22 protein-coding genes and 2 tRNA genes are annotated in these 17,535 nt (G+C 45.1%); 20 read left to right on the top strand and 4 right to left on the bottom strand.

The genetic code is table 11. The features are described 5' to 3' along the window. Positions 1-15 precede the first annotated feature (15 nt). The 19 genes from sseF to AC3G3F_RS16930 all read left to right on the top strand — a co-directional run bounded on the left by sseF (position 16) and on the right by AC3G3F_RS16930 (position 13,537). Entirely contained in the window at positions 16-804 is a 789-nt protein-coding gene (sseF, locus tag AC3G3F_RS17020; protein ID WP_063390402.1) for a type III secretion systems effector SseF, read from the top strand. Further along, positions 801-1,496: a pathogenicity island 2 effector protein SseG gene (sseG, locus tag AC3G3F_RS17015; protein WP_023248079.1), complete on the top strand. Its 696-nt coding sequence runs from the start codon at positions 801-803 to the stop codon at positions 1,494-1,496. The genes sseF and sseG overlap by 4 nt, the downstream gene beginning before the upstream one ends. A gap of 93 nt (positions 1,497-1,589) precedes the next feature. After that, positions 1,590-1,805, top strand: coding sequence for a type III secretion system needle filament protein SsaG (gene ssaG / locus AC3G3F_RS17010; RefSeq protein ID WP_023248080.1), 216 nt, complete (start codon positions 1,590-1,592; stop codon positions 1,803-1,805). Further along, the gene (locus AC3G3F_RS17005; RefSeq protein ID WP_024149673.1) at positions 1,783-2,073 is read left to right on the top strand and encodes an EscG/YscG/SsaH family type III secretion system needle protein co-chaperone; all 291 of its coding nucleotides are present in this window, start codon (positions 1,783-1,785) and stop codon (positions 2,071-2,073) included. The genes ssaG and AC3G3F_RS17005 overlap by 23 nt, the downstream gene beginning before the upstream one ends. After that, positions 2,070-2,336: a type III secretion system inner rod subunit SctI gene (sctI, locus tag AC3G3F_RS17000; protein WP_023248082.1), complete on the top strand. Its 267-nt coding sequence runs from the start codon at positions 2,070-2,072 to the stop codon at positions 2,334-2,336. Before AC3G3F_RS17005 ends, sctI begins: the two co-directional genes overlap by 4 nt. Then, positions 2,333-3,082, top strand: coding sequence for an EscJ/YscJ/HrcJ family type III secretion inner membrane ring protein SsaJ (ssaJ, locus tag AC3G3F_RS16995; protein ID WP_023248083.1), 750 nt, complete (start codon positions 2,333-2,335; stop codon positions 3,080-3,082). The genes sctI and ssaJ overlap by 4 nt, the downstream gene beginning before the upstream one ends. Continuing rightward, positions 3,079-3,648 carry a type III secretion system domain-containing protein gene (locus AC3G3F_RS16990; RefSeq protein ID WP_072162076.1) on the top strand — a complete coding sequence of 190 codons (570 nt, stop codon included), beginning with the start codon at positions 3,079-3,081 and terminating at the stop codon, positions 3,646-3,648. Before ssaJ ends, AC3G3F_RS16990 begins: the two co-directional genes overlap by 4 nt. Beyond that, positions 3,645-4,319 (top strand): SPI-2 type III secretion system apparatus protein SsaK, encoded by a 675-nt coding sequence (ssaK, locus tag AC3G3F_RS16985; RefSeq protein WP_023248085.1) that lies wholly within the window; start codon positions 3,645-3,647, stop codon positions 4,317-4,319. Before AC3G3F_RS16990 ends, ssaK begins: the two co-directional genes overlap by 4 nt. Continuing rightward, a complete protein-coding gene (locus tag AC3G3F_RS16980) occupies positions 4,309-5,301 on the top strand; it encodes a SepL/TyeA/HrpJ family type III secretion system protein (RefSeq protein ID WP_053508083.1) in 993 nt (330 codons plus the stop codon). The genes ssaK and AC3G3F_RS16980 overlap by 11 nt, the downstream gene beginning before the upstream one ends. 58 nt (positions 5,302-5,359) lie before the next feature. After that, complete coding sequence (locus tag AC3G3F_RS16975) at positions 5,360-5,728, top strand: type III secretion system apparatus protein (RefSeq protein ID WP_088733986.1); 369 nt, start codon at positions 5,360-5,362, stop codon at positions 5,726-5,728. Next, positions 5,713-7,758: an SPI-2 type III secretion system apparatus protein SsaV gene (gene ssaV / locus AC3G3F_RS16970; protein ID WP_488395384.1), complete on the top strand. Its 2,046-nt coding sequence runs from the start codon at positions 5,713-5,715 to the stop codon at positions 7,756-7,758. Before AC3G3F_RS16975 ends, ssaV begins: the two co-directional genes overlap by 16 nt. Continuing rightward, entirely contained in the window at positions 7,748-9,049 is a 1,302-nt protein-coding gene (gene ssaN / locus AC3G3F_RS16965; RefSeq protein WP_053508079.1) for a SctN family type III secretion system ATPase SsaN, read from the top strand. Before ssaV ends, ssaN begins: the two co-directional genes overlap by 11 nt. Positions 9,050-9,051: 2 nt before the next feature. Then, on the top strand, positions 9,052-9,429 hold the full coding sequence (gene ssaO, locus AC3G3F_RS16960) for an SPI-2 type III secretion system apparatus protein SsaO (protein ID WP_024149674.1): 378 nt from the start codon (positions 9,052-9,054) through the stop codon (positions 9,427-9,429). Beyond that, complete coding sequence (gene ssaP / locus AC3G3F_RS16955; RefSeq protein WP_023248091.1) at positions 9,410-9,781, top strand: SPI-2 type III secretion system apparatus protein SsaP; 372 nt, start codon at positions 9,410-9,412, stop codon at positions 9,779-9,781. The genes ssaO and ssaP overlap by 20 nt, the downstream gene beginning before the upstream one ends. Further along, entirely contained in the window at positions 9,762-10,730 is a 969-nt protein-coding gene (locus tag AC3G3F_RS16950) for a YscQ/HrcQ family type III secretion apparatus protein (protein WP_053529777.1), read from the top strand. Before ssaP ends, AC3G3F_RS16950 begins: the two co-directional genes overlap by 20 nt. A 64-nt stretch (positions 10,731-10,794) precedes the next feature. Beyond that, positions 10,795-11,442: an SPI-2 type III secretion system export apparatus protein SsaR gene (gene ssaR, locus AC3G3F_RS16945; RefSeq protein WP_023248093.1), complete on the top strand. Its 648-nt coding sequence runs from the start codon at positions 10,795-10,797 to the stop codon at positions 11,440-11,442. Beyond that, positions 11,439-11,705, top strand: a complete 267-nt coding sequence (gene ssas / locus AC3G3F_RS16940; RefSeq protein ID WP_023248094.1) for an SPI-2 type III secretion system apparatus protein SsaS — start codon at positions 11,439-11,441, stop codon at positions 11,703-11,705. The genes ssaR and ssas overlap by 4 nt, the downstream gene beginning before the upstream one ends. Continuing rightward, positions 11,706-12,485: an EscT/YscT/HrcT family type III secretion system export apparatus protein gene (locus AC3G3F_RS16935; protein ID WP_053508075.1), complete on the top strand. Its 780-nt coding sequence runs from the start codon at positions 11,706-11,708 to the stop codon at positions 12,483-12,485. After that, positions 12,482-13,537: an EscU/YscU/HrcU family type III secretion system export apparatus switch protein gene (locus AC3G3F_RS16930; RefSeq protein ID WP_023248096.1), complete on the top strand. Its 1,056-nt coding sequence runs from the start codon at positions 12,482-12,484 to the stop codon at positions 13,535-13,537. Before AC3G3F_RS16935 ends, AC3G3F_RS16930 begins: the two co-directional genes overlap by 4 nt. 179 nt (positions 13,538-13,716) lie before the next feature. Here the strand turns inward: AC3G3F_RS16930 and AC3G3F_RS16925 are convergent. The 3 genes from AC3G3F_RS16925 to mdtK all read right to left on the bottom strand — a co-directional run bounded on the left by AC3G3F_RS16925 (position 13,717) and on the right by mdtK (position 15,405). Next, a tRNA-Val gene (locus tag AC3G3F_RS16925) sits at positions 13,717-13,793 on the bottom strand. Positions 13,794-13,803: 10 nt separating this feature from the next. Next, positions 13,804-13,880 (bottom strand) — tRNA-Val (locus AC3G3F_RS16920). Between the two features lie 151 nt (positions 13,881-14,031). Then, positions 14,032-15,405: a multidrug efflux MATE transporter MdtK gene (mdtK, locus tag AC3G3F_RS16915; RefSeq protein ID WP_023248097.1), complete on the bottom strand. Its 1,374-nt coding sequence runs from the start codon at positions 15,403-15,405 to the stop codon at positions 14,032-14,034. 216 nt (positions 15,406-15,621) lie between these two features. On the opposite strand from mdtK, the gene AC3G3F_RS16910 reads away from it, so the two are divergent. Then, positions 15,622-16,263: a riboflavin synthase gene (locus AC3G3F_RS16910; RefSeq protein WP_000493968.1), complete on the top strand. Its 642-nt coding sequence runs from the start codon at positions 15,622-15,624 to the stop codon at positions 16,261-16,263. A gap of 40 nt (positions 16,264-16,303) precedes the next feature. Here the strand turns inward: AC3G3F_RS16910 and cfa are convergent, their stop codons facing one another. Beyond that, complete coding sequence (gene cfa, locus AC3G3F_RS16905) at positions 16,304-17,452, bottom strand: cyclopropane fatty acyl phospholipid synthase (protein WP_023248098.1); 1,149 nt, start codon at positions 17,450-17,452, stop codon at positions 16,304-16,306. Positions 17,453-17,535 lie beyond the last annotated feature (83 nt).

Raw genomic sequence — 17,535 nt, 5'->3', positions numbered from 1 at the left:
ATAACAGGGCGAAATATGGAGGTTCATATTCCACCAGCGGCAAGCAATATAGCCGGGAATAATAGTATTCCTTCCGATATGCAAGCGGAGGGGACATCGTTTCCTCCCCCTGAAATTCCAGTCCCTGATGCCCCCATAACATCTGTGTTGCTTACGCCTGAACAGGTAAAGCAACAGAGGGATTATGCTATGCATTTTATTCAATACACTATTCGTGCGCTGGGTGCGACAGTCGTGTTCGGATTATCGGTCGCTGCAGCGGTAATTTCTGGCGGGGCAGGGTTACCCATTGTTATTCTTGCGGGTGCTGCGCTAGTGATTGCCACCGGGGATGCTTGCTGTGCGTATCATAATTATCAATTGATATGTCAGCAAAAGGAGCCGTTACAAACTTCCAGTGATAGCGTTGCTCTTGTGGTCAGTAAGCTGGCGTTAAAATGTGGAGCAAACCTTACCTGCGCTAACACCCTTGCCAACTGTCTTTCTTTATTAATACGTTCAGGAATCGCTATTTCTTCCTTGGTTATACCCTTACTATTTCCACTGCCTGCCGCTGAAAATATCGCGGCCTCTTTGGAGATGGGGACTGTCATTACCTCCGCTAGTCTGACAGCGATAGGTGCGGTACTGGATTATTACCTTGCCCGAACCCCAAGTGCCGATCAGGAAAATACTTTTGATGAGTTTCCTGCCGATCCCAGTGTGTTATTGGCGGAAAAAATTATAGAGTCCTGTCAATCAGTTACTCTACCTGCATCAATGGAAAGTATGGGTAATCAATATTGTGGAGTCGGAGAACCATGAAACCTGTTAGCCCAAATGCTCAGGTGGGAGGGCAACTTCCTGTTTATGCGCCTACGGATTCATCTCCATGTCCCTCATTGCCGCATCCGGAAACCACCAGGGATGTAGAAATCGGTAGAATAGATCCTCAACAAGGAAAAGAACGATTATTGACCGGGCTTGCTAAACGAATGATAGCGGTTTTTCCAAAAGAAATTTTTAGTTGGCAAATGGTCATTTTGGGCGGACAGGTTTTATGTTGTTCCGCCGGAATAGCGTTAACAGTGCTAAGCGGTGGAGGCGCACCACTCCTGGCCCTGGCGGGAGTTGGCCTTGCTATTGCCATTGCGGATGTCGCCTGTCTTATCTATCACCATAAACATCACTTGCCTGTGGCTCACGATAGTATAGGAAACGCCGTTTTTTATATTGCTAATTGCTTTGTCAATCAACGAAAAAGTATGGCCATTGCTAAAGCTGTCTCTCTGGGAGGTAGATTAGCCTTAACCGCGACGGTGATGACGCATTCATACTGGAGTAGCACTTTGGGACTACAGTCTCATTTATTAGAGCGTATTAATGATATTACCTACGGACTAATGAGTTTTACTCGCTTTGGTATGGATGGGATGGCAATGACCGGTATGCAGGTCAGTAGCCCATTATATCGTTTGCTGGCTCAGGTGATGCCAGAACAAAGTGCGCCGGAGTGACCATTTTCAGGTATATACCTGATGCTCATCTATTTCTAAATTTTGATATGTTGCCAGTATCCTTACGATGTATTTATTTTAAGGAAAAGTATTATGGATATTGCACAATTAGTGGATATGCTCTCCCACATGGCGCGCCAGGCGGGACAGGCCATTAATGACAAAATGAATGGCAATGATTTGCTCAACCCAGAATCAATGATTAAAGTGCAATTTGCCTTGCAGCAGTACTCTACATTTATTAATTACGAAAGTTCAATGATCAAAATGATCAAGGACATGCTTAGTGGAATTATTGCTAAAATCTGAAATTATTAGCGACGATGTTCGACGGTTGCTACTGGAAATTATGTTTGCTGGCGTTAACCATAGTCTTGTTTCCCAGGTACATGCGATGTTGCCAGCGCTATCTGTTATTGTTCCGGATAAAAAATTACAGTTGGTATGCCTGGCATTATTGCTGGCGGGATTAAATGAACCGCTAAAAGCCGGGGAAATTTTAGCGGGTATTGATTTACCAGAGGCTATGGCGTTACGTTTGTTATTTCCTGCGCCAAATGAGGAGTTTAAAAATTGAATATTTCTGATATCAGCAGAGGAATGCCTGTAAACACTCAATCTTCTGTAATGTCCTCTACGGAGGCAGGTCAGGAGCAAATTAATCTTTTTAAACAATTAATGACAGATGATGTGTCAGTCAATAACGCCAATGTCTTACTACCTCCTGTTATGCTGACCAGGCAAATGGATTATATGGAATTGACCGTGGGTGTAGATTTTCTTGCCAGGATATCAGGCTCAGCATCACAAGCGCTTAATAAGCTGGTAAGTATGACATGAAGGTTCATCGTATAGTATTTCTTATTGCTTTGGCGTTCCTTCTTACGGCATGTGATGTGGATCTTTATCGTTCATTACCGGAAGATGAGGCGAATCAGATGCTGGCATTACTAATGCAGCATCGCATCAATGCGGAAAAAAAGCAGGAGGAGGATGGCATTACCTTACATGTCGAGCAGTCGCAATTTATTAATGCGGTTGAGCTACTTAGACTTCATGGCTACCCGCATCACCAGTTTACGACGGCAGATAAGATGTTTCCAGCTAATCAGTTAGTGGTATCACCCCAGGAAGAACAGCAGAAGATTAATTTTTTAAAAGAGCAAAGAATTGAAGGAATGCTGAGTCAGATGGAGGGAGTGATTAATGCAGAAGTTACCATTGCACTACCGGATTATGATGAGGGAAGTCATTCTTCTCCGAGCTCTGTCGCCGTATTTATAAAATATTCACCTCAGGTCAATATGGAGGCCTTCCGGGTAAAAATCAAAGATTTAATCGAGATGTCAATCCCTGGGTTGCAATACAGTAAGATCAGTATCTTGATGCAACCTGCTGAATTCAGGATGGTACCTGACGTACCAGCGAGACAAGCGTTCTGGATTATGGACGTTATCAATGCCAATAAAGGAAAGGTGGTGAAGTGGTTGATCCAATACCCTTATCAGTTGATGTTATCGATGACAGGACTGCTATTGGGGGGCGGCATCCTGATCGGCTATTTTTTCCTGAGACGCCGTTTCTGAGCCGACCTGACCCGGAGGTTTTGCAACTTTATCGTTATTTCTGGCAGCCTGCTCGCTATGCTGTACCGGAATGGCTGTGTAAACTGGGCTTTCATCCTTCCAGTTGCTGGCGTTATGGCGATCGACCAGAGTTGGATCGCCTGCTTAATAGATCATTGTATAGACTAAGGAGAAGTTCTGTTATCCCAGCCCGGTTGAATGACAGGCAAAAACGTCAGGTTCGTCTTGCGCCGCGTATATCTGCATTTGCATTTGGACTGGGGTTATTCAAACTCAGGTGCAGTGACTATTTTATGCTGCCAGAGTATCGGCAATTGCTTCTACAGTGGTTTAGCGAGGATGAGATCTGGCAACTATATGGTTGGTTGGGGCAAAGAGATGGCAAATTACTTTCTCCGCAAGCGATGCAACAAACAGCGTTGCAAATCGGTACCGCCATTCTTAATCGGGAAGCGTATGACGATGTGGTTTTACATGCGTTATTAGTGTTATTACCCCCCCCACTGCGTGTACTTTGGCCGAAGACTTCTCTTACCGAGATTATCTTTATGGAGCATTTACTATGAGTTTCACTTCACTCCCGTTAATGGAAATTAACCATAAACTGCCGGCTCAAAATATTATTGAATCACACTGGGTAACTTTACAATTAACTTTATTCGCGCAAGAGCAACAGGCCAATAAAGTTTCACAAGCTGTAGTGAATGCTGCTTACCGGAAGGCTGAAAAAATCATCCGGGACGCCTATCGTTACCAGCGTGAACAAAAAATGGAGCTACAGCAGGAAATATCGCGGTTGCGTAAAGATACGCTGGAAAAAATGGAGGTGGAGTGGTTAGAACAATATGTAAAACATCTACAAGAAGATGAAAGTCAATTTCTTTTATTGGTCGATCAAGCTGAGCATCATATTAAAAATAGTATAGAACAGATTCTGATGGCCTGGTTCGACCAACAGTCGGTAGACAGTGTTATGTGTCATCGTCTGGCACGCCAGGCCACGGCTATGGCGGAAGAGGGGGGGCTTTATTTGCGTATTCACCCTGAAAAAGAGGCATTGATGCGTGAAACTTTTGGAAAACGGTTTACGCTGATTATCGAGCCTGGTTTCTCTACCGATCAGGCTGAGCTTTCCTCAACTCGATATTCAGTTGAATTTTCACTCTCTCGCCATTTCAATGCGTTACTGAAATGGCTACGTAACGGTGAAGATAATAGAGGTAGTGATGAATATTAAAGTTAATGAAATAAAAATAACGCCTCCTACAGAGTTTACCCCTGGTCAGCTTATAGAGGAACAAGAGGTTACCTCGCCTTCAATGTTGGCTCTTCAGGAATTACAGGAAACGACGGGGACTGCGCTCTATGAGACGATGGAAGAAATAGGGATGGCGCTGAGTGGTAAACTCCGGGAAAAATATAAATTTATTGATGCTGAGAAACTGGAGCGCAGACAGCAGGCGTTGCTGCGTTTAATAAAACAAATACAGGAGGATAATGGCGTAACATTGCGTCCGCTTACCGAAGAAAATGGCGATCCTAATTTGCAGAATGCGCATCAAATTATCTCTCTTGCAATGGCGCTTACTGCTGGCGGGTTGTCAAAAAAGAAAAAACGAGATTTGCAATCGCAACTGGATACGCTCACAGCGGAGGAGGGATGGGAACTTGCCGTTTTTAGTTTAATGGAACTTGGCGAAGTGGATACTGCTACGCTGGCCTCTCTGAAACGTTTTATGCAACAGTCGATAGACAACGATGAAATGCCCTTATCGCAGTGGTTTAGACGCGTGGCTGACTGGCCGGATCGTTGTGAGCGGGTCCGTATTTTGCTAAGAGCAATAGCATTTGAACTTAGCATATGTATCGAATCCTCGCAGCAAAGTCGTTTGGCTGCAGCATTAGTACGTTTGCGTCGTTTGCTGTTATTCCTTGGCCTTGAAAAAGAGTGCCAACGTGAGGAATGGATTTGCCAGTTGCCGCCTAATACATTACTGCCGTTGCTACTTGATATCATTTGTGAGCGTTGGCTTTTCAGTGATTGGTTGCTTGACAGACTTACCGCTGTAGTTCCTTCATCGCGGATGTTTAATCGGTTACTCCAACAACTTGATGCGCAGTTTATGCTGATACCAGATAATTGTTTTAACGATGAAGATCAACGTGAACAAATCCTCGAAACTCTTCGTGAATTAAAGGTAAATCAGGTTTTATTCTGATACCAGGTTTTCAACATTTCGGTAAATTTGTTTTGTGGCTCATCATTGAGGCGACAGAATGGATTGGGATCTCATTACTGAACGTAATATTCAGCTTTTTATTCGATTATCAGGGTTAACTGAACGGCCTTTATCACCAAATATGTTCTGGCGGCAAGGACAATATGAAACCTATCTAAACTATCAGAATGGTCGTGTTCACTTATGTCAGATACTCCAGCAGACCTTCTTAGACGAAGACCTGCTGTTTAAAGCGTTGACTAACTGGAAACCTGCGGGGTTTATGGGCATTCCTCAACGATTATTTTTGTTGCGCGATGGGCTTGCGATTAGTTGTTCTCCTCCTCTCTCTAGCTCTGCCGAGCTCTGGTTACGATTACATCATCGACAAATAAAATTCCTGGAGTCGCAATGCGTTCACGTTTAGGTGAGGGAATCAGGGCGCAACAGTGGCTCAAAGTATGTGCGGGTCGGCAGGATATGGTTCTGGCGACGGTGTTATTAATCGCTATTGTGATGATGTTGTTACCTTTACCGACCTGGATGGTCGATATCCTGATTACTATCAACCTTATGTTTTCAGTGATCCTGCTATTAATCGCCATTTATATTAGCGACCCACTCGATTTATCTGTATTTCCGTCTTTATTACTTATTACCACGTTATATCGTTTGTCACTCACAATTAGCACGTCACGGTTGGTATTGTTGCAACACAACGCCGGTAATATCGTAGACGCTTTCGGTAGGTTTGTCGTAGGGGGAAATCTCACCGTTGGGTTGGTCGTATTTACTATCATTACTATCGTACAGTTTATTGTCATTACAAAAGGTATCGAGAGGGTAGCGGAGGTCAGCGCACGTTTCTCACTTGATGGTATGCCAGGCAAACAAATGAGTATTGATGGCGATCTGCGTGCCGGAGTCATTGATGCAGACCACGCCCGTAAATTAAGACAGCACGTCCAGCAGGAAAGCCGCTTTCTCGGCGCGATGGATGGTGCGATGAAATTTGTTAAAGGTGATACGATTGCCGGTATTATTGTCGTACTGGTGAATATTATCGGTGGTATCATAATCGCTATCGTACAATATGATATGTCGATGAGTGATGCTGTTCACACTTATAGCGTACTTTCAATCGGGGACGGTTTATGTGGGCAAATTCCATCCCTGCTTATTTCACTTAGCGCGGGGATTATTGTTACCCGTGTTCCTGGCGAGAAACGCCAAAATTTGGCGACAGAGTTGAGTTCTCAGATTGCCAGACAACCTCAGTCACTCATATTAACCGCTGTTGTTTTGATGCTCCTCGCTTTTATTCCAGGCTTCCCTTTTATCATTCTCGCTTTTTTTTCAGCTTTGTTGACGTTGCCAATTATCCTCATTCGCCGCAAAAAAACGGTGGTCTCCGTAAGTGGAGTAGAGCCGCCGGAAAAAGATAGTATGGCTCCCGGTGCATGTCCCCTAATCTTACGTCTTACACCGATGTTACATTCTGCTGACCTGATACGTGATATTGATGCCATGAGATGGTTATTATTTGAGGACACCGGGGTCCCTCTTCCTGAAGTTAATATTGAGGTTTTGCCTGAGCCCACCGAAAAATTGACGGTACTGCTATATCAGGAACCCGTATTTAGTTTATCTATTCCCGCCCAGGCGGATTATTTATTGATGGGCGCGGACGCTAGCGTGGTGGGTAACAGCCAGACGTTACCGAACGGAATGGGGCAGATCTGTTGGCTTTCAAAAGACATGGGCCATAAGGCGCAAGGTTTTGGGCTGGACGTTTTCGCGGGCAGCCAACGTATCACTGCCCTACTAAAATGTGCATTACTTCGTTATATGGGAGAGTTTATTGGTGTTCAGGAAACGCGTTATCTGATGAATGCAATGGAAAAAAACTACTCTGAACTGGTAAAAGAGCTTCAGCGTCAGTTACCCATCAACAAAATCGCTGAAACTTTGCAGCGGCTTGTATCAGAACGGGTTTCTATTAGAGATTTACGCCTTATTTTCGGCACGTTAATTGACTGGGCGCCACGTGAAAAAGATGTCCTGATGTTGACAGAATATGTCCGTATCGCGCTTCGTCGTCATATTCTACGTCGTCTTAATCCGGAAGGAAAACCGTTGCCGATTTTGCGGATCGGCGAGGGTATTGAGAATCTCGTGCGTGAATCCATTCGCCAGACGGCAATGGGGACCTATACTGCGCTGTCGTCTCGTCATAAGTCGCAGATTCTGCAACTGATCGAGCAAGCGCTCAAGCATTCAGCCCAATTGCTCATTGTCACCTCTGTCGACACCCGACGTTTCTTGCGAAAAATTACAGAAGCCACCTTGTTCGACGTACCGATTTTGTCTTGGCAGGAATTAGGAGAGGAGAGCTTTGTACAAGTGGTGGAAAGTATTGACCTTAGCGAAGAGGAGTTGGCGGACAATGAAGAATGAATTGATGCAACGACTGAGGCTGAAATATCCTCCCCCCGATGGTTATCGGCGATGGGGCCGAATTCAGGATATTAGCGCAACGTTGTTAAATGCGTGGTTGCCTGGGGTATTTATGGGAGAACTGTGCTGTATAAAGCCAGGCGGAGAACTTGCTGAAGTCGTGGGGATTAACGGCAGCAAAGCATTGCTATCTCCTTTTACGAGTACTACCGGACTGCACTGTGGGCAGCAAGTGATGGCCTTAAGGCGACGTCATCAGGTTCCTGTGGGAGAAGCGTTATTAGGGCGAGTCATTGATGGTCTTGGTCGTCCCCTTGATGGCCGCGAACTGCCAGAAGTTTGTTGGAAAGACTATGATGCAATGCCTCCTCCCGCGATGGTTCGACGGCCTATCACTCAACCATTAATGACGGGGATTCGCGCTATAGATAGCGTTGCGACCTGTGGCGAAGGGCAACGAGTGGGAATTTTTTCTGCTCCAGGCGTGGGTAAAAGTACGCTTCTGGCGATGTTGTGTAATGCCCCTGGTGCAGATATTAATGTTCTGGTTTTAATTGGTGAACGTGGACGAGAAGTCCGCGAATTCATTGATTTTACACTGGATGAAGAGACGCGAAAACGTTGTGTTATTGTTGTCGCAACCTCTGACAGACCAGCCTTAGAGCGGGTGAGAGCGCTGTTTGTGGCTACCACGATAGCGGAGTTTTTTCGCGATGATGGAAAGCGAGTCGTCTTGCTTGCCGACTCACTGACGCGTTATGCCAGGGCCGCAAGGGAAATTGCTCTGGCCGCCGGGGAGACCGCTGTTTCTGGAGCATATCCACCTGGCGTCTTTAGTACATTGCCACGACTTTTAGAACGTACAGGAATGGGAGAAAAAGGTAGTATTACCGCGTTTTATACGGTACTGGTTGAAGGCGATGATATGAATGAGCCGCTGGCGGATGAAGTCCGTTCACTGCTTGATGGACATATTGTGCTATCCCGGCGGCTTGCAGAAATGGGGCATTATCCTGCAATTGACGTGTTGGCAACGTTAAGTCGCGTTTTTCCAGTCGTTACCAGTCATGGGCATCGTCAATTGGCGATAACGCTGCGGCGACACCTGGCGCTCTACCAGGAAGTTGAGCTGTTAATACGCATTGGGGAATACCAGCGAGGGGTTGATATTGCGGCTGATAAAGCCATTGATACGTATCCGAATATTTGCACATTTTTGCGACAAAATAAGGATGAAGTATGCGGACCCGAGTTACTAATAGAAAAATTACAACAAATACTCACCGAGTGATCCTGGAAACCTTGCTGGGAATAATAGCGCGACGTGAAAAGCAATTACGCGGCAAACTTGCCGTACTTGATCTGCAACAACAGGCGCTTATTTCTGAACAACAGATTTGCCAGACGCGTACTTTAGCCGTGAATGCCAGATTGAAAGAGTTAATGGATTGGCAAGGAACGTTATCTTGTCATTTACTGTTGGATAAGAAACAACAAATGGCCGGGCTATTCACTCAGGCACAGAGCTTTTTGACCCAGCGGCAGCAGTTAGAGAATCAATATCAACTGCTTGTCTCCCAGAGAAGCAAATTACAGGAGAATTTCAATGCGCTTATGAAAAAAAAAGAAAAAATCACTATGGTATTAAACGATGCGTATTACCAAAGTTGAAGGAAGTCTTGGGGTGCCACGTAAATCTTATCAGGATGATAACGAGGCGGAAGCGGGACGTACGGACTTTGAGCAACTCATTTACCAGGCGTTACCCGTTAGTGAGAATAACCTTACCTTGTTGAATAAGAATGTAGTTTTCACGCAACGCTTTCGCGTTATTGGCGGTTATCTTGACGGTGTAGAATGTGAAGTATGTGAATCAGGAGAGCAAATTCAACTTAAAATTAATGTTCCTCATCATGAGATTTATCGTTCGATGAAAATGCTAAAGCAGTGGCTGGAATCTCAGTTGCTGAATATGGGGTATGTAATCTGCCTGGAGATATTCTATGTTAAGAATAGCGAATGAAGAGCGTCCGTGGATGGATATACTCCCAACGGAAGGTGCTACCATTGGTGCGCTGACATTGAGTATGCAACAATATCCGGTACAGGAAGGGACGTTATTTACCATAAATTATAATAATGAGCTGGGTAGGGTATGGATTGCAGAACAATGCTGGCAGCGCTGGTGTGAAGAGTTAATTGGCACAGCTAATCGATCAGCTATCGATCCTGAATTGCTATATGGAATAGCTGAATGGGGGCTGGCGCCATTATTACAAGCCAGTGATGCGACCCTCTGCCAGAACGAGCCTCCGACATCTTGCAGTAATGTACCACATCAGCTAACGTTGCATATCAAATGGATAGTTGAGGAACATGAGTTTCATGGCATTATTTTTAAGTGGCCAACTGCGTTTTTGCGAAATATAGTCGGAGAGTTTTCTGCTGACCGTCAACAGATTTATCCAGCTCCTCCCATAGTGGTTGCCGTATATTTGGGTTGGTGCCAGCTTACGTTAACTGAACTTGAGTCTATCGAAATCGGAATGGGCATTCGGATTCATTGCTTTGGTGATATCAGGCTCGGTTTTTTTGTTATTCAATTACCTGGGGGTATATATGCCAGGGTTTTGCTGACAGCGGATAATATGATGAAATTTGATGAATTAGTACAAGATATCGAAACGCTGCTTGCGCAAGGGAGTCCATTGTTAAAGAGTGATGGAGAGTCTTCTATCGAACTCGAGCAGATACCGCAAAGTGTGCTCTTTGAGATCGGTCGTGCGAGTGTAGAAATCGGACAATTACGAAAACTTAAAACGGGGGACGTTTTGCCTGTAGGGGGATGCTTTGCACCAGAAGTGACGATAAGGGTAAATGGTCGTGTTATTGGACAAGGTGAGTTGATTGCCTGTGGGAATGAATTCATGGTGCGTATTACACGTTGGTATCTATCCCAAAATACAGTATAAACCTGATAAAAAAACAATATGCAAACGGTATAATTAATTTCCGGTCGTGTCATGAGATTAATATATGTCCTTACCCGATTCGCCTTTGCAACTGATTGGTATATTGTTTCTGCTTTCAATACTGCCTCTCGCTATCGTAATGGGAACCTCTTTTCTGAAACTGGCGGTGGTATTTTCGATTTTACGAAATGCTCTGGGTATTCAACAAGTCCCCCCCAATATTGCACTTTATGGCCTTGCGCTTGTACTTTCCTTATTCATTATGGGACCGACGCTATTAGCTGTAAAAGAGCGCTGGCATCCCGTTCAGGTCGCTGGCGCTCCATTCTGGATGTCTGAATGGGACAGCAAAGCATTAGCGCCTTATCGACAATTTTTGCAAAAAAACTCTGAAGAAAAGGAAGCAAATTATTTTCGGAATTTGATAAAACGAACCTGGCCTGAAGACATACAAAGAAAAATAAATCCTGATTCTTTGCTGATATTAATTCCGGCATTTACTGTGAGTCAATTAACGCAGGCATTTCGGATTGGATTACTTATTTATCTTCCTTTTCTGGCTATTGATCTACTTATTTCAAATATATTGCTGGCTATGGGAATGATGATGGTATCGCCTATGACCATTTCATTACCGTTTAAGCTGCTGATATTTTTACTGGCTGGTGGCTGGGATCTGACACTGGCGCAATTAGTACAGAGCTTTTCATGAACGATTCTGAGCTGACGCAATTTGTAATACAACTTTTATGGATCGTTCTTTTTACTTCTATGCCCGTGGTGTTAGTGGCATCGCTAGTTGGTGTCATCGTAAGCCTTGTTCAGGCCCTGACTCAAATACAGGACCAAACGCTACAATTCATGATTAAATTATTGGCAATTGCAATAACCTTAATGGTCAGCTATCCATGGCTTAGCGGCATTCTGCTAAATTATACTCGTCAAATAATGCTACGAATTGGAGAGCATGGTTGAATGACGCACCAGCTCAATGAATGGCTTATTGTATTGGCTGTGGCTTTTATTAGACCATTAGGCCTTTCTTTATTACTTCCACTGCTAAAAACTGGTAGTTTGGGGACCGCGCTTTTACGTAATGGCGTTCTTATATCTCTTACCTTTCCCGTATTGCCGATTATTTATCAACAACATATTTTTATACATGTTGGTAAAGACTACAGTTGGTTGGGGTTAATTACAGGAGAGGTAATTATTGGCTTTTTGATTGGATTTTGTGCAGCGGTACCCTTTTGGGCAGTTGATATGGCTGGGTTTCTGCTTGATACTTTACGGGGGGCGACAATGGGTACAATATTCAACTCCACAATGGAAGCTGAAACCTCACTCTTTGGCTTGCTTTTCAGTCAGTTTCTGTGTGTGATTTTTTTTATAAGTGGTGGTATGGAATTTATATTAAACATTTTGTATGAATCCTACCAATATTTACCTCCGGGGCATGATTTATTATTCGGCCGCGAATTCCTTAAATATATACAGATAGAGTGGAGAACACTTTATCAACTATGTATCAGCTTCTCTCTTCCTGCCATAATATGTATGGTATTAGCTGACCTGGCGTTAGGTCTTTTAAACCGCTCAGCGCAACAATTGAATGTGTTTTTCTTCTCAATGCCGCTCAAAAGTATATTGGTTCTACTAATGCTCTTGATATCATTCCCTTATGCTCTTCATCACTATTTGATTGAGAGCGATAAATTTTATATTTATCTGAAAAATTGGTTTCCAGCAGTATGAGCGAAAAAACAGAGCAACCCACAGAAAAGAAATTACGTGACGGCCGTAAGGAAGGGCAGGTAGTCAAAAGCATTGAGCTAACGTCATTGTTCCAGCTTATTGCGCTTTTTTTATATTTTCATTTCTTTACTGAATATATTATCTTGAGGTTTATTGAGTCAGTGACTTTTACATTACAATTAATAAATAAACCATTTGCTTATGCATTAACGCAATTGAGTTATTCTTTAGTGGATTCATTGACTTCTGCAATTCTGTTTCTGGGAGCAGGGATAATAATTGCCACTATTGGTAGCGTGTTTCTTCAGGTGGGGTTGGTGATTGCCAGTAAAGCCATTGGTTTTAAAAGCGATCATATAAATCCTGTAAGTAACTTTAAGCAGATATTCTCTTTACATAGCGTAGTGGAATTATGTAAATCCAGCTTGAAAGTTATCATATTATCTCTTATTGTTGTCTTTTTCTTTTATTATTATGCCAGTACTTTTCGGGCGCTACCGTACTGTGGGTTAGCCTGTACCCTGCCTGTGGTTTCGTGTTTAATAAAATGGTTATGGGTAGGGGTGATGGCTTTTTATATAGTCGTTGGCATACTGGACTATTCTTTCCAATATTATAAGATTAGAAAAGATCTAAAAATGAGTAAAGATGATGTAAAACAGGAGCATAAAGATCTGGAGGGCGACCCTCAAATGAAAACACGGCGTCGGGAAATGCAGAGTGAAATACAAAGTGGTAGTTTAGCTCAATCTGTTAAACAATCTGTTGCGGTAGTTCGTAATCCAACGCATATTGCAGTTTGTCTTGGCTATCATCCCACCGATATGCCAATACCACGCGTTCTGGAAAAAGGTAGTGATACTCAAGCTAACTATATTGTTAACATCGCAGAACGCAACTGCATTCCTGTTGTTGAAAATGTTGATCTGGCCCGCTCATTATTTTTTGAAGTGGAACGTGGAGATAAAATTCCTGAAACTTTATTTGAACCCGTTGCAGCTTTGTTACGTATGGTGATGAAGATAGATTATGCGCATTCTACTGAAACATAATAAATGCCTTCGGTATACCTCTTCAAACCACTGCGAATATTAAGATAGGCAATAGAGTGTAGAACAGATAATTGATTTGTTTGGCGATAAAGGTGAGATACTGAATATAATATTTTTTAACCTGGAATAAACACCAGATAGCGCCTTATAAAATCAAACAATCGCGAAAGATAATGGATTGGTGCGTCTGAATGGACTCGAACCATCGACCCCCACCATGTCAAGGTGGTGCTCTAACCAACTGAGCTACAGACGCATTAAAATGATGGTGCGTTCAATTGGACTCGAACCAACGACCCCCACCATGTCAAGGTGGTGCTCTAACCAACTGAGCTATGAACGCAACGTTGTAGGTGACAACGGGGACGAATATTAGCGTCACAACCGCAATGAGGCAAGAGGGAAATCGCAATTTTCTTCCTGAAATCACCTGATTGCGGTGGAAATATGCAACATGTCGAGAAAATAGCCGCCATGCGACGGCTATTGCCGTATTATCGCGCAGCGCGCTGCAAAATAATGGAGGACGGCTGACGTTGTAGATAGCGCATCCGTAGCATCATTAACACCGCCGCCGAGGTCAGGCCGATGATGAACCCCATCCAGAACCCTGCCGGTCCCATGCGATCAACCACCAGATCCGTTAACGCAAGGATATAACCGCTGGGTAAGCCTAACACCCAGTAGGCGGTAAAAGTGATAAAAAAGATGGAACGCGTATCTTTATAACCGCGCAGAATACCGCTGCCGATAACCTGAATAGAGTCGGAAATCTGGTAAACCGCAGCGAGCAGCATTAATTGCGCGGCAAGCGCCACGACCTCGGGGTTGTCATTGTAGAGCAAAGCAATATGCTTACGCAGAGTGACGGTAAAGATCGCAGTAACCACAGCCATACAAACGCCGACGCCTAAACCGGTGCGTGCTGCGGTTTGCGCACCCAACGTCGAGCCCTGGCCCAGACGATAGCCCACTCGAATCGTTACCGCCGCAGCCAGCGACATCGGCAGTACGAACATCAGCGAGCTAAAGTTAAGCGCAATCTGATGACCTGCGACATCCACAATACCTAACGGCGAAACCAGCAGCGCGACAACCGCAAACAACGTGACTTCAAAGAACAGCGCCAGCGCAATCGGCAGCCCCAGTTGAATCAGGCGTTTCATGACGACGCTATCGGGTTTGCCAAAGCCTTTTTCATTACGAATATCACGCATTGAACGCGCGTGTTTAATGTAAGAAAGCATGGCGATAAACATCACCCAATAGACTGCCGCAGTGGCAACGCCGCAGCCGATGCCGCCGAGTTCCGGCATACCAAAATGCCCATAGATGAATATATAGTTCACCGGAATATTGACCAGCAGGCCCAGAAATCCCATCACCATACCCGGTTTGGTTTTGGCCAGACCTTCGCATTGGTTTCGCGCTACCTGAAAGAAAAGGTATCCCGGCGCGCCCCACAGTAGCGCGCGAAGATAGCCCACGGCTTTATCGGCCAGCGCCGGATCAATATTATGCATGGAGCGGATAATGTATCCGGCGTTCCACAGGACGATCATCACCAGCACAGAGACAAAGCCCGCCAGCCAGAATCCTTGTCGAACCTGATGCGCGATACGCTCACGACGGCCGGAGCCATTGAGCTGTGCAATCACAGGCGTCAAGGCCAGCAGTAAGCCGTGTCCAAACAGAATGGCGGGAAGCCAGATAGAGGTGCCGATAGCGACGGCCGCCATGTCCGTAGCGCTATAGCCTCCTGCCATGACGGTATCGACGAATCCCATTGCGGTCTGAGCCACTTGCGCAAGGATCACCGGTATAGCTAACGCTAATAACTGACGCGCTTCACTGGTATACTTCTGCACGTATTCACCTTTTATTTTGTTGTTATATGAAAGACTAAAAAGCCGCCGTAGTGGCAGCCAAAAGAAATAGCAGGGGAAATTTCAGTCTATTGTAGCGGGGTATTACTATTTCTCCAGTGAAAAAACAGTTGTTGACGGGGCATTGCTGGCAAGCTGTTTTTCCACCTGCTATTGTGCTGAGCAGTTCTGCTTTTATTTATTTCAGGAGTTGAAGATATGTTTACGGGGATCGTACAAGGTACCGCGAAACTGGTATCGATTGATGAAAAACCCAACTTTCGCACCCATGTGGTGACGTTACCGGACTACATGCTGGAGGGGCTGGAGACGGGGGCATCCGTGGCGCATAATGGATGCTGTTTGACCGTGACTGAAATAAACGGCAATCAGATAAGTTTTGATCTGATGAAAGAAACTCTGCGCATCACCAATCTGGGCGCGTTGAAGGTGGGTGACGAGGTCAACGTAGAGCGCGCCGCTAAATTCAGCGACGAAATCGGCGGACATCTGATGTCGGGGCATATTATTACGACGGCGGAGATCGCGAAAATCCTGACATCCGAAAATAACCATCAGGTATGGTTTAAGGTGCAGGATGCGTCACTGATGAAGTATATCCTGTACAAAGGCTTTATCGGCGTCGACGGTATTAGTTTGACCGTCGGCGAGGTAACGCCAACGCGCTTCTGCGTGCATCTGATTCCGGAGACGCTGGAGCGTACTACGCTTGGCAGAAAAAAACTGGGTGAACGTGTGAATATCGAGATCGATCCGCAAACGCAGGCGATTGTCGATACCGTAGAACGCGTACTGGCTGCACGAGAAAATGCGGTCAGAAATCAGGCCGACATTGGCTAACGGAAAATAAAAACCCCCGCATGAAATGCGGGGGCGGTGATTAGCGAGGAACGCGCAGACCGTTTTCAACGCCGCGTGTAAATACGACCTGCCAAAGCTGGATATCACGGGCGCGAAACGCACCGGCGCAGGCGTTGAGATAATAACTGAACATACGTTTGAAGCGCTCGTTATAATTGCCCGCAATTTCCGGCCAGGCATTGATAAAGCGCTCATGCCACGCCATCAGAGTCGTGTCGTAGTCGGCGCCAAAGTTATGCCAGTCTTCCATTACAAAGTGTGATTCGCTGGCCTCGGCGATTTGACGAACAGACGGCAAGCAACCGTTGGGGAAAATATACTTATTGATCCACGGATCGACATTATGATCGGTTTTTTTAGAACCAATAGTATGGAGCAGGAAAAGACCATCCGGTTTTAAATTCCTGTCGACAACCTCAAAATAGGTGTTGTAGTTTTTCGGCCCGACATGTTCGAACATGCCGACGGAGACGATTCGGTCAAACTGATCGTTAAGGTCACGATAATCTTGCAGGAGAATGGAAACATCCAGACCCTCACAACGCGTCTGCGCCATTTTTTGCTGTTCAGCGGAGATTGTTACGCCCACCACGCTAACGCCATAATGGGTCGCCATATATTGCGACAGGCCGCCCCAGCCGCAGCCGATATCCAGCACACGCATCCCTGGCTGTAGCTGTAGCTTTTCGCAAATTAATTTCAGCTTGGCTTGCTGTGCAGCTTCAAGCGTATCGGCATCTTTCCAGTAGGCGCAAGAATATTGCATATAGGGATCAAGCATACGGGAAAAAAGGTCATTACCAAGATCGTAATGTTCCTTGCCGACAATCCAGGCGCGTTTTTTACTTTGTAGATTAATCAGACGCGCGCCGAGGATGCGGAGCGTATCTTTAACATGGTGGGGGAGTTGATTTTCAAGACCGGCACGTAAGACTTTGCTGAAGAAAATATCCAGACGCTCGCATTCCCACCAGCCATCCATGTAACTCTCACCTAATCCCAACGAGCCTTCCTGCAGGACGCGTTTAAAAAAATCGGGATTCTTAACACGAATATCAGACGGGGCGGAACCATTAATTGTAATATCCGCACGACTTAACAATTCGTTGGCGATTCGGTACCAGTTATCATCCGGTACGCTGACTTCTTCTATACACGATGAACTCATAGCTTCTCCATCACTGGACGGTGATCAGAACCTTAAAACAGCGTAGACGCTTTTTTGGCTTTGTGAGAAATCCCACGGACAAT

The sequence above is a fragment of the Salmonella sp. FC25216 genome (genome assembly GCF_057751355.1).
Note: the sequence above shows the minus strand (reverse complement) of the source record. Positions and strands in the feature narration are given on the sequence as shown.

Coding starts and splice junctions, on each gene's coding strand:
- sseF (WP_063390402.1), top strand. CDS start 16: ATGGAGGTTCATATTCCACCAGCGGCAAGCAATATAGCCGGGAATAAT.
- sseG (WP_023248079.1), top strand. CDS start 801: ATGAAACCTGTTAGCCCAAATGCTCAGGTGGGAGGGCAACTTCCTGTT.
- ssaG (WP_023248080.1), top strand. CDS start 1,590: ATGGATATTGCACAATTAGTGGATATGCTCTCCCACATGGCGCGCCAG.
- ssaJ (WP_023248083.1), top strand. CDS start 2,333: ATGAAGGTTCATCGTATAGTATTTCTTATTGCTTTGGCGTTCCTTCTT.
- ssaK (WP_023248085.1), top strand. CDS start 3,645: ATGAGTTTCACTTCACTCCCGTTAATGGAAATTAACCATAAACTGCCG.
- AC3G3F_RS16980 (WP_053508083.1), top strand. CDS start 4,309: ATGAATATTAAAGTTAATGAAATAAAAATAACGCCTCCTACAGAGTTT.
- AC3G3F_RS16975 (WP_088733986.1), top strand. CDS start 5,360: ATGGATTGGGATCTCATTACTGAACGTAATATTCAGCTTTTTATTCGA.
- ssaV (WP_488395384.1), top strand. CDS start 5,713: ATGCGTTCACGTTTAGGTGAGGGAATCAGGGCGCAACAGTGGCTCAAA.
- ssaN (WP_053508079.1), top strand. CDS start 7,748: ATGAAGAATGAATTGATGCAACGACTGAGGCTGAAATATCCTCCCCCC.
- ssaP (WP_023248091.1), top strand. CDS start 9,410: ATGCGTATTACCAAAGTTGAAGGAAGTCTTGGGGTGCCACGTAAATCT.
- AC3G3F_RS16950 (WP_053529777.1), top strand. CDS start 9,762: ATGTTAAGAATAGCGAATGAAGAGCGTCCGTGGATGGATATACTCCCA.
- ssaR (WP_023248093.1), top strand. CDS start 10,795: ATGTCCTTACCCGATTCGCCTTTGCAACTGATTGGTATATTGTTTCTG.
- ssas (WP_023248094.1), top strand. CDS start 11,439: ATGAACGATTCTGAGCTGACGCAATTTGTAATACAACTTTTATGGATC.
- AC3G3F_RS16935 (WP_053508075.1), top strand. CDS start 11,706: ATGACGCACCAGCTCAATGAATGGCTTATTGTATTGGCTGTGGCTTTT.
- AC3G3F_RS16930 (WP_023248096.1), top strand. CDS start 12,482: ATGAGCGAAAAAACAGAGCAACCCACAGAAAAGAAATTACGTGACGGC.
- AC3G3F_RS16910 (WP_000493968.1), top strand. CDS start 15,622: ATGTTTACGGGGATCGTACAAGGTACCGCGAAACTGGTATCGATTGAT.
- cfa (WP_023248098.1), bottom strand. CDS start 17,452: ATGAGTTCATCGTGTATAGAAGAAGTCAGCGTACCGGATGATAACTGG.